This is a genomic window from Flavobacterium cerinum (genome assembly GCF_024496085.1).
Taxonomy (GTDB): domain Bacteria; phylum Bacteroidota; class Bacteroidia; order Flavobacteriales; family Flavobacteriaceae; genus Flavobacterium; species Flavobacterium cerinum_A.
On record NZ_CP101751.1, the window covers coordinates 390,156 to 402,304 of the forward strand.

Here is a 12,149-nt window from a genome sequence, read left to right on the forward strand (position 1 = left end):
TTCGGGTTGTAAAGGTAAAGATAATACAAAACGATTATATGTGTTAACGATTATTTAATCTGTTAACGATTTCGTAATAAATACGGAACAAAAGCATAACGGGCCGCTAACTTCAGGTTAACTTTCAAAGGGTTCCTTTGCGCAAAATTTAATAAACAACAACACACATGAAACTTAAGTTATTATTAATCACATTATTATTTACGGTCTTTGCCTTTGCCCAAAAGGGAACTGTTAAAGGTACCATTACCGATAAAGAAATGAATAATGAACCGCTGCCCTTTGCCAGTGTTACTATTAAAGGCACGACAATCGGAGCCAATACAGACGAAAAAGGAACTTTTAGTTTAAGCGTTCCGGAAGGGAACCATACATTAATGATTGCATTTTTAGGATACGAAACTATCGAAGTTCCGTTTAAAATTGCATCAGGAGAAACCAAAACAATTGACAAAGCTTTAGGTACCGCAGGTGTACAGTTAGAAGATGTGGTTTTAAAAATCGAAACCAACCGTCAGAAAGAAAGTGCGCTTTTGGTTGAACAGAAAAAAGCCATCGAAATAAAACAAAGTATCGGAGCACAGGAACTTTCCCGTAAAGGGGTTAGCGATGTTGCTACTGCCGTAACCAAAACAACCGGTATTACCAAACAGGAAGGTACCGGAAATATTTATGTAAGAGGTTTGGGTGACCGTTACAACTCTACTACAATGAACGGCTTACCGATTCCTTCCAACGATCCGGAAAAGAAAAACATTCGTTTGGATATTTTCCCGACTGATATTGTAGAATATGTATCGATTGACAAAGTGTACAACGGTAAAACTTCCGGTGATTTTGCCGGTGGTAACGTTGATATTACTTCCAAAGACTATAAAGGAAAAGGATTTTTAAGACTGGATATTGGTGCTAATGCCAATACTAATGCACTTGCAGAAGACAATTTCCGTCTTCCGAAAGGTCCGAACAGTTTCGGATTCAGTAATCCGGCTAATCCAAAAACGATTTCTTCTTATGATTTCAATACCTTACAATTGGAAGGAAAAACACCAATGGCCGGATCTTTCGGAATTTCAGGTGGAAAATCTTTTGACATCGGTACAGAAGGAAAACTAAGCATTTTCGCTACAGGATCTTTCGGAAATGAGTATACTTCAAAAAGAAACGGTAGCGCTAAAGGAAGTGTTAACGGTGACGGAAGTTTAGTTAACCGAAACTTCAACTCCTTCTCTTCAATGGGGTATAACACAAACACAACCGGATTAGTAAATGTTGGTTACAAATTCAACAACAACCACAAAGTAAGTTTCAACTCTTTATTCATCAACTCATCCAGTCAGGTTAAAGATGAATATTATGGTTATATCGCCGACCTTGCTGACGCGGGTAACGGATTGATCCGTCGTTCAGAATATGTAAAAAATACGTTATTTGTAAACCAGTTATTAGGTGAGCATACAATCAGCAACCGTTCTAAATTCAACTGGGGCGTAGCACAAAACAATATTACAGGAGATACTCCGGACAGGATGTATAACACTCTAAGAAACACCGATAACGGTTATACCATTATCAGTCAGTCAAAACCGGATAATCATCGTTATTTCCAACGTTTGAAAGAATATGAAACTGTTGCTACTGCTTCCGTTGACTATAAATTCGGCAAAACCAGCGAAGGCGACTTTAAAGGTAAATTTACAGCAGGTTATAACGGTCGTTTTAAAAACAGAGATTTTAAAGCTACTCAGTTTAACTTTAAAACATTCGGACCTTACACTACTACAATCGTAGATCCTCAAAATCTGGATTCATTCTATAACCAACAAAATTTAAACAATGGTTATTTTGAAATCAGTACGTTTGTCGGAAATGCCGAAATCAGCAATGCTTTAGATCCTCAGAAATATACCGGAGAGCAAATTATTCACGGCGGTTATTTAAATACCGAATACAAATTCAACTCTAAATTAACAGCTGTTTTAGGTTTACGCGCTGAGAACATTTCACAAAAGGTAGATTGGAAAACCCAATTGGATCCGGTTGGCGATAAAGACGAATTCAAAAAAACAACGTTTCTACCTAACTTAATCATGAAATATGAACTAAACGACAAACAAAACCTTCGTTTAGGATTAAGCAAAACTTATACATTACCACAGTTTAAAGAAAGAGCCTTATTTATCTATGAAGATGTAACCGAAGTAAAAGTAGGTAACCCGGATTTATATCCATCTGACAACTACAACTTAGATATTAAATGGGAAATGTTCCCTAAAAGCGAAGAGTTATTATCCTTCACAGCTTTCGGAAAATATATCCTGAATCCGATCAATGAAGTAACGATTGCTTCTTCAACCAATGATATTTCATTCTTAAATACAGGTGATCGCGGTTATGTAGCCGGAGCTGAAGCTGAATTCCGAAAATTAATTTTCGAATCCGGTGAAGCGAATTCTAAAAAATTAACAGCCGGTGTAAACGCTTCTTATATGTATACAACTCAGGACTTAAATGCCTCAAAAGTAGACAAAGAGACACGTTACAATGTTGACTTTACAAAATCGAAAAGTGCATTTACAGGAGCCTCTCCATTATTATTAAATGCTGATGTTACCTTCTTCAAAGAATGGAACAACAAAGAATCCAACATTTCAACAACACTAGCTTATTCTTACTTCTCTGATCGTATCTATGCATTAGGAACCAATATGCGTGGTGATCAGGTAGACAAAGCAGTGGGAACATTAGATTTTATTGTAAAATCGAAGATCAATAAAAACTTAGGTTTCGGATTAATGGCTAAAAACATTTTAAATCCTAAAATCGAACGCGTACAGGAAAACAACAATGGTGACGTTACGTTATTAACCTATACCAAAGGAATGAACCTGGGTTTCAACATCAACTACCAGTTTTAATTCCAAAACACAATATATCTGAAGGAGCGCATGATCGCTCCTTCTTTTTTTAAGTAAAGTTTGCTTAACAAACGAAACATTCACTTAATAATTACTTCTTCATATATTAATCCAACCATGACAATGGCTTAACCTCTGTATAAAAAAATCACAGCACTTTTGCATCAAGACATAACTAAAAAATTATTTAGAAAAAAAATGAAAAATTCAATTGTAAAATTATTTGGGATTTTCGCAGTAACTACTGGAATCTTAACAAGTTGTTCTTCTTCTGACGAGAGCACACCAAGCGCACCTTCATCTTCTTTCGTAGCTAACGCTAACGATTTTAAAGGTGTAATCACTGATGGTGTTGTAACTTTAGTTGCCGGAGCTACTTACAAGCTTACTGGTAAAATCCAAGTAAATAGCGGTGCTACTTTAACGATCCCTGCCGGAACAAAAATCGAAGGTACAGGAGGAACATCTGCTTATATTGCAGTAGCACAAGGTGGTAAAATCAACATTTTAGGAACAGCTGCTAACCCGGTAGTAATGACAAGTGGTTTAGCTACTAAAAATGCTGGTGACTGGGGAGGTTTAGTAATTTGTGGTAAAGCTCCAATCAACAGAGGAACAGTAACAGCTCAGTCTGAAGTTGCAGATTTAACTTACGGAGGAACAGTAGCAAACGATAATTCCGGTGTAATCCAATATTTAAGAGTAGAATATTCAGGTGCTGCATTTAACACTGAAAAAGAATTCAACGGTATTTCTTTCTTCGGAGTTGGTTCCGGAACTGTAGTAGAAAATGTAGAAGTATATCACGGTGCTGATGACGGATTCGAATTTTTCGGAGGAACAGTTAACACTTCAAACTTAATCTCTATCGGAAACGAAGATGATCAATTTGACTGGACAGAAGGATGGAACGGTACAAACACAAACTGGTACGGTAAACTTGCTTTCGGAAAAGGAAACAGAGGTATCGAAGCCGACAACTATGAGTTCAACTTTGACGCTAACCCGGTATCTAATCCTAAAATCACTAACTTAACTTTAATCGGAGCCGGAAGTTCTGCTGATGCAACAGCTTACCCAGAAAACCAGGCTTTAAAATTAAGAAGAGGAACTAAAGGAATGTTCAGCAACGTAGTGTTGAAAGATTTCAAAACAGGATATGATGTTGAGCACGATCAAACAATCTCTTTCGTAGGCACTACTTTAAAAGGGACAAACACTAAATTCGAAGGAATCGGATCTAACGCTAAAGGTAAGAAAACTGACGGTAATAACGCTGACGTAGCCGGAGTATTCACTGAGTCTGCTGCTGCAACAGGAGCCGGAAACGGAACTGCTGCTCCAAGCTGGGCAACAGGATGGACAGTTGGATTCTAATCTTTACAAAAAATAATCTTTTTCAAAAAAATATCTCTCTTTCATAAGGGGGATATTTTTTTTGGCATAAGTTTTGAACTTTTTTTCATATCTTTATACCCTATTTAAACCTATGAAGAAAAATTACTTTTATATTATTTTAGTTGCCTTTTTTATGTTTTCCGTGGATTCATTTGCACAGGAATCAAAAGGTTCTTCGGGTACCACTATCGAGGGTCTGAACATATATCCAAACCCGACCAACGGTGATAAAATTTATATCACCTCAAAATCATCTCAAGATAAAGAAGTTGAAATTTTTGACGTATTAGGAAAGCGCATTTTACAGGCCAGTTTAAACTCAAAAGAGCTTAATATAGCCAACTTAAACGCCGGTGTATACATCATTAAAATAAAAGAAGGTGAAGCTTCTGCAACAAGAAAGCTTATTATCAAATAGTTAACAAAGCGTTATTTCTTACATTTAACCATAATTTTACATTAAAAGTTTTCATTTATCACGAAATACTTCTTAACTTTGTTGTCCACTTTTTAAAAAACAATTCAAAACATGAAAAAACTTTACACTTTATTAGCAACTGTTGCATTATCGTATGCTGTCAATGCTCAAAACTTAATAACCAATGGTGGATTCGAAAACTGGACAGCTGGAGCTCCTGATTCATGGACTGTTACTGTTCCTGCTAATGGCGGATCTGTCACTCGTGAAACTGCTGCTGGTAACATCCACGGCGGTACAAGTTCAGCTAAATTTACAGCACCTGCCGGAACAGGTAACGTAAGAGCTGGTGTTGCTGACTTCGCAGTAGTTGCTGGTCACCAATACACATTGACTTACTGGTACAAAGATGAAACCGATAATGCTAAAGGAAGACACTGGGGAGCTTGGAGAACAAGTTCTGCCGCTATTACTGACACTTCTTTGCAACCTGATTACTATGGTAACACTACAGGATGGCAGCAAGTTACCGTAACTGCTACTGCTCCTGCTGGCGCAACAATCTTACGTTTTGATTTCCGTGTATACCAAGACACTGGTAACTCAGGAGCTATCTATTATGATGACGTAACATTAGTAGACAATACACTAGGTTTACAAGAAAATATCATCGCTGGTTTAAAAGTATATCCTAACCCGGTATCAGGAAACAACTTTTACATCGCTTCTGACGCTTCTGCTGTAAAATCAGTTGTAGTTTACGATGTTTTAGGAAAACAAGTGATCAACACTCAAGTTGAAAACGAAGCTGCTATTAACGTTTCAAACTTAAACGCTGGTGTTTATATCGTTAAAATCACTGAAGAAGGAAAAACGGCTACTAGAAAACTAGTGATCAAATAATTTTTCTTCAAAAATATATTTAAGCACCAACAATGTTGGTGCTTTTTTTTATGCCCTAAGCTCAAAATTTAAACAACCCTTTACTTTAAGGTGATCAAAAGAAAACATCCAGGTACTATCTTGCCAATAAAAAACCATGAGACAATTTTACCTGATTTTATTTAGCATCGCATTAAGCGTAACCACTAACGCCCAAACGAACTTAATTCCAAACGGGAATTTTGAAACCTGGACTAACAACACTACTCCTACCGGATTTTCATCTACAAACACAGAAACTTTCTCTGCTAATAATTTTATCACCAGAGAATCCGGCATCATCAAAAACGGGGCTGCTGCGGTAAAGCACCAATCCCAAGACGACACACAAACTTTAAGTCCGGACAACCTGATTCCGGTAATTCCCGGAAACAATTATACGATTTCCTACTGGTATCTGGACAATGACACCAAAGCCCGTACCCGCGCCTGGCATTCATGGGTTAGCATTTCAAACGGCAATGAAATGGAATTAACAGACCATCGTGATCAATTACATCCAACCACTTATTCCAGCAACAGCGCACAATGGGTTCAGGTTAGCTTTACTTTAACAGCACCTTCTAACGCTACTCATTTCCGTTTTCAGGCTCGCACTTACAGACAATCCGGAACAAGTGTAGGAGGTTATATTTATTATGACGATTTCTCGATGGTAAACAACACACCGATGGGATTAACGGATCATCAAATAGACGGCTTAAAATTATATCCGAATCCGGCCGGCAACAATGATAATCTTTATATCACTTCGACTACAGGATCTGACAAAACAATTGAGATTTATGACATTCTGGGAAAACAAATTCAAAATATAAAAACGGAAAGCAACAGCCCAATCAGTATTTCCAACCTTACTACAGGCGTATATCTTCTAAAAATTACAGAAGAGGGAAAAACCGCTACTCAAAAGCTGATTATTAAATAAATCCCATATCCTTAACCTTACCCGGCACCAACATTAGTTGGTGCTTTTTTGTTTTAAAACACAAAATGTTATTTTCAAAACAATGAATTATTTTCCTTAATTTGTCAGAAATTTTTTAAATCTATTTATATGAAAACAAAACTACTTTTAACAGGGTTCTTTTTAAGCGGATTTCTATCATTAAATGCACAAAACGTAGCTTCTAATTCAACCGTCACAAGTGGTGGCCTACAATCCGGTAGTAATGGAGAAGGCAATACTTTTTATGGTTATCAAGCCGGCATGTCAACAAACAATGTTACATTCAGCGACAACACCTTTATTGGCCACTCAGCCGGAAAAACAAATACTTCCGGCAAACAAAATGTCTTTATCGGAAATCATTCAGGCATAGACAATATAACAGGAACAAACAATCTCTTTATTGGCTATGGTTCTGGCTCTAATAATACTACGGGCAATCAAAACACATATATAGGCAGCCTAGCCGGTGCATTTGCCCCTGGAACCACAAACACCTTTATAGGATATAATACAGGGCGAGAAAACCAAGGCAACAACAATACATTCATTGGAGCAGGAGCGGGAGCAGAAACCACAGGGTCAGGAAACGTTTTAATTGGAACAAACGTTGCATTAAGCTACAATATTGACAATAAGCTTTACATTGACAACAAAGAAACTGATACGCCTTTAATATGGGGTGATTTTGTAACCAGTCAATTAAAACTAAACGGAAAAGTAGGTATCGGAACTAATTTTGGCAACTTCCCAACAACAGCTGGTGGCGTTAATCTAAACAATTATAGTCTTTTTGTAAAAGGAGGTATTTTAACAGAGGAAGTCCGTGTTAACCTGCAATCTGCCTGGGCGGATTATGTATTTCAACCGGAGTACCAATTACCTACACTAAACGAAGTAGAAAAACATATTCAGGAAAAAGGCCATTTAATAAATGTTCCGTCTGCCGCACAAGTTGCTTCACAAGGAATTGCATTAGGAGAAATGATAAAAATTCAACAGGAAAAAATCGAAGAATTAACCCTGTACATCATTGAACAGAATAAAACCAATGAAAAGCAAGCTAAAGACATTGAAGAATTAAAAAAGCTTGTAAACAACCTGACAAATAACAAATAATCCTTTAACAGCATGAAAAAACAATACCTTACTATCCTTATAGTGCTGTTAATCGCCATAAAAGGATTTGCACAATCGGAACCCTGTCTTACCGATGAACTGATGCGCAATGCTATAAAAGAAAATCCTTCGCTCCAAAATTATCTGGACGAGATGGATCGAACAATAAATCAGACTTCGAATTCAAGCTCAAAATTAGCATCAACCTCTATGATAACCATTCCGGTTGTTGTCTATATTATTCACGGTGGCGTAAATAATCCTGAAAACATTCCTGATTGCCAGGTTAAGTCGCAAATTGACGCGCTAAATTCTTATTACAATCCATATGGTCTCAATTTTTGTTTAGCCACCAAAGCCGGCAATAACCCAATACCTTCTGCCGGAGGCGTACAAAATACTCCCGGAATTATCCATCTCCAAAAACCAACTCTTACGGATCATGATACCCAAACTGAAATAGAAGCCCTTGTCAATACTTCTTCGAGTTTAATATTCCCAAACAAATATCTGCGCATATGGGTAGTCAGAAGTATTAACGATCCAAATCAATCCGGAACTGTACTTGGTTACTCAATGCATCCCGGAACATCTGTGATTTTTGACGGAGTTGTTATTCGATCTGATGTTTTTGGCAGCATCAATCATTGCGCCGGCTGTAGCTCTAATTGCACAAACTTGAGACCTTTAAAAAATCAAGGTAAAACATTAGTACACGAAATCGGACATTATCTGGGATTATACCACACTTTTCATAATGGCTGTGAAGGAATGGATCCAAACACCTGTAACACAAAAGGGGACAAAGTATGTGACACGCCACCAACAAAAAATCCAAACTTTAGTTGCTCACCAATGGATAGTTGCAACGAAACAAATAATTTACCTGATGACATTCATAACTATATGGACTATGGAGACAATACTTGTCAAAACCATTTTACTCCAGGACAAATACAACGAATGTCAGCCACCTTAACAAACTACAGGAGCGAACTGTTTAGTTCGGCAAATTTAATCTATACCGGCATCTGTAATTATCAAAACTTACTGGTTGCTGATTTTACTGTAAACACCTATTCTCCTTGCGTTGGCAGTCCTATAACTTTTACACCAATCGCTACGGGAACTGGGATTACCTATCTTTGGGATTTTGGTGATCCGGCATCCGGAACAAACAATACTTCTACATTACAAAACCCATCCCATGTTTTTTCCGCTGTCGCTAATTCCCCATACACTGTCAAATTAACTGTAACGAGAGGAACAGAAAGCACCTTTTTTATCACTCAGATCTACCCAACAGTATGCACTCCGATAAACAATAGTGAAAGCACATGGTACTTTAGTCATCATAATGATTTAAATTTTAGCTCCGGAACACCTGTAAACAATTCTATATTACCTATTACAGTAGCATTTAATGAAGCTTGCGCGATACAAAACAATACATCGGGTAATGTTTTATTTTACACTAACGGACAAGACATATGGAATAGCACTCATACAAAAATCAATACAGGCAATAATCTAAAAGGGAATTTAAGCTCAAAACGAGGAGCAATAATCACACCCAATCCATCTAATAGTTCACAATATTATATTTTCACAACCGATTCTGAAAGTAATTCAAATGGTTTTAGATATACAATAGTTAATGTGAACGGAAGTACCGTAACGCTATCTCCCACCGTCAATCAACCCGTTCCGGTACCTGCCGATTATTTAGTCGGAGGCATCAGTGCAGCAATTGGAGGTGAAGGTGTAACTGCTATTCAAAACTGTAATGGATATTGGATTATCACAGTATTAAAGAAAAATTCAGGCTATTATCTTTGTGTCTTCTCATTGAGCTCTTCCGGATTGAGCTTTACCTCCGAATTCGCTTACCCGACTAGCACAATAAGCTTTCAAGCCTATATAGAAGTTGCTCCGAATGGTAACAAACTCGTTTGCTCCGGAATTGAAACAAATGGATACATTTTTGACTTTGATAAATTCTCAGGAACCATAAATAATCCTAAACCCCTGGACACTACAAATGGTTTTGGTGCTGCATTTAGTCCCGATTCAAATTTACTCTATGTAAATAATGGTTCAAGAATTTTCCAATACAATGTCGGCGCTGCAAATATTGCAAACGCAAGATCCAGTATAGCCTTTATAATGAATCAGATTGGGGATTTTCAGATGGGACCGGATAATAAAATTTATATAAGCCTTTCAAACATCAATAAATTAGGTGTTATACACAGTCCTAATATTCCTGTTTCCGAATCCACTCCAAATGCTTGTCTATTTACCACAAACGGGCCGATAGTCAGCAATAATCTTTCTTATGGATTACCCAACATGATAAATGCAAAATTAGCCAGTACTTACAACAACACCATAAGTCATAGTGCTAACGGATGTCTAACCTACAAATTCAACGCAAATGTCTGTGCTTCGACTTTTAGCTGGAATTTTGGAGATTCAGCATCAGGAGCAAATAACACCTCAACTCTGGCTAATCCATCACATACTTTTTCAAGTGCCGGTACCTATACCGTAACTTTGATTTCCGGCGGAAGTACAATAACAAAAACTATTACTGTAGGTATGGCAACCGCTACTATCTTAGGCAGTACATCAGCCTGTTCAACAAACAGTAATGCAACAAACAACTTTGTTATATTGGAAGACGGACAAAGAGCACAATGGTCAATTACATCAGGAGCAGGAGCAATTAACGGTTTAAACAATCAATCCAACGTGCTTATTAACTGGACTTCATTACCGGGTACCATTTCGGTAACCGTTACTGATATTAACGGTTGTAGCAGCACGGCTACCAAAACGATTACTGCTAATTGCAACCCAACAACTACCTGCGACAGTGATCTGGTTTTAAACATTACCGAAACAGCGAACACCACACATCAGGTTTCAAACAGCATTACTCTAAATAATAGCTACACAGTAAACAACGGCGTCACGGTAAATCTAAAAGCCGGCAATACCATTGTTTTCAAACCGAATAGTGTAATAAAAAGCGGTGCTATTATGTTAGCTAAAATTGAGAATTGTCCGGAACAAAAAACGGAAATCGAAGAGTTAAAAATGGCTCCTGAAGTTTCTTTTGGCGAAATCAGACTCTATCCGAATCCTACTACAAGCCTACTAACAATTGAAACATCGGGTGCACCAATGACGGAGATCACTATTAGTTCTTTTGAAGGAAAATCCATTTTCATTTACAAGCTAAAAGAAAGCACACCCCTATATCAGATTGATATAGCCGATTTACAAAACGGGATTTACTTCCTGACAATCAAATCAAGCACTGGCGAACTAGTAACAAAAAAAATAATTAAACAATAACATATTATGTCCTCTAAATATTTCATAACTCTCAGTTTGACATTTGCAATCAATATTATAAACGCTCAAAGCATTGCGACTTCATCAATAACAAGTGGCGGACTTGAAGCAGGATCTAACGGTCAAAAAAATGCTTTTTATGGTTATCAATCCGGTAAAACAAACACTTCTTCCGGTATTTCTAATTCTTTTTTTGGGCATCAAACCGGAATCGCAAACACAAATGGCCATTCAAATACTTTTATTGGAAATGCTGCCGGCATTACTAATACTACAGGGGCATCAAATGTCTATCTAGGACACGAAAGTGGAAAAGCTAATTCTAGCGGAAATGAAAACGTTTATCTTGGTGTTTATGCTGGTGGCGAAAATGAAAGCGGTAGTGGCAATACTTTTATTGGTCATAATGCCGGTGGCGAGGCACAAGGTTCCAACAATATCTTTATAGGCAGCTATTCAGGTTATTACGAACACACTAGTAACAAATTAATCATTAACAACAGCTTCAATACAAGTCCCCTTATTTGGGGTGACTTCACCTCAGATCTACTAAAATTAAACGGTAAAGTAGGTATCGGCTCCGGCTTCGGTAATTTCCCGACAACAGCCGGAGGTGTAAACTTAAACACTTATAATTTATTTGTTAAAGGAGGTATTTTAACTGAGGAAGTCCGTGTTAATCTTCAATCTGCCTGGGCGGATTATGTTTTCCGACCGGAATATAAATTACCAACTCTGACTGAAGTTGAAAAACATATTCAGGATAAAGGACATCTGATTAATGTTCCGTCTGCTACACAAATTGCCGTAGAAGGAATTGCATTAGGTGAAATGGCAAAAATTCAGCAGGAAAAAATTGAAGAACTTACACTTTATATTCTTCAGCAAAACAAAATAAACACAATTCAAAATGAAAGATTGGAACAACAATCAAAGGAAATAGACGATCTTAAAAAACTCGTACAAAGCCTGATTGAAAAAAAATAAACCAATCCGATTCCATCTTTTTCAAAAGCATCAGCCATAGCTGGTGCTTTTTTAT

The 12,149-nt window shown here is 37.3% G+C and carries 8 protein-coding genes; all 8 read left to right on the forward strand.

Annotation, left to right across the window (positions count from 1 at the left end; translation table 11 throughout):
- The first annotated feature begins 167 nt into the window (after positions 1 to 167).
- The 8 genes from NOX80_RS01685 to NOX80_RS01720 all read left to right on the forward strand — a co-directional run bounded on the left by NOX80_RS01685 (position 168) and on the right by NOX80_RS01720 (position 12,094).
- The gene (locus tag NOX80_RS01685; RefSeq protein ID WP_256551608.1) at positions 168 to 2,918 is read left to right on the forward strand and encodes a TonB-dependent receptor; all 2,751 of its coding nucleotides are present in this window, start codon (positions 168 to 170) and stop codon (positions 2,916 to 2,918) included.
- Positions 2,919 to 3,116: 198 nt separating this feature from the next.
- On the forward strand, positions 3,117 to 4,295 hold the full coding sequence (locus NOX80_RS01690) for a hypothetical protein (RefSeq protein WP_256551609.1): 1,179 nt from the start codon (positions 3,117 to 3,119) through the stop codon (positions 4,293 to 4,295).
- 112 nt (positions 4,296 to 4,407) lie between these two features.
- Positions 4,408 to 4,734 carry a T9SS type A sorting domain-containing protein gene (locus NOX80_RS01695; protein ID WP_256551610.1) on the forward strand — a complete coding sequence of 109 codons (327 nt, stop codon included), beginning with the start codon at positions 4,408 to 4,410 and terminating at the stop codon, positions 4,732 to 4,734.
- Positions 4,735 to 4,845: 111 nt separating this feature from the next.
- Positions 4,846 to 5,637, forward strand: a complete 792-nt coding sequence (locus tag NOX80_RS01700) for a T9SS type A sorting domain-containing protein (protein WP_256551611.1) — start codon at positions 4,846 to 4,848, stop codon at positions 5,635 to 5,637.
- A 136-nt stretch (positions 5,638 to 5,773) separates the two neighbouring features.
- Complete coding sequence (locus NOX80_RS01705; protein ID WP_256551612.1) at positions 5,774 to 6,604, forward strand: T9SS type A sorting domain-containing protein; 831 nt, start codon at positions 5,774 to 5,776, stop codon at positions 6,602 to 6,604.
- Positions 6,605 to 6,733: 129 nt separating this feature from the next.
- The gene (locus NOX80_RS01710) at positions 6,734 to 7,744 is read left to right on the forward strand and encodes a hypothetical protein (protein WP_256551613.1); all 1,011 of its coding nucleotides are present in this window, start codon (positions 6,734 to 6,736) and stop codon (positions 7,742 to 7,744) included.
- Positions 7,745 to 7,756: 12 nt separating this feature from the next.
- The gene (locus NOX80_RS01715) at positions 7,757 to 11,107 is read left to right on the forward strand and encodes a PKD domain-containing protein (protein ID WP_256551614.1); all 3,351 of its coding nucleotides are present in this window, start codon (positions 7,757 to 7,759) and stop codon (positions 11,105 to 11,107) included.
- A 36-nt stretch (positions 11,108 to 11,143) separates the two neighbouring features.
- The gene (locus NOX80_RS01720) at positions 11,144 to 12,094 is read left to right on the forward strand and encodes a hypothetical protein (RefSeq protein ID WP_256551615.1); all 951 of its coding nucleotides are present in this window, start codon (positions 11,144 to 11,146) and stop codon (positions 12,092 to 12,094) included.
- Positions 12,095 to 12,149 lie beyond the last annotated feature (55 nt).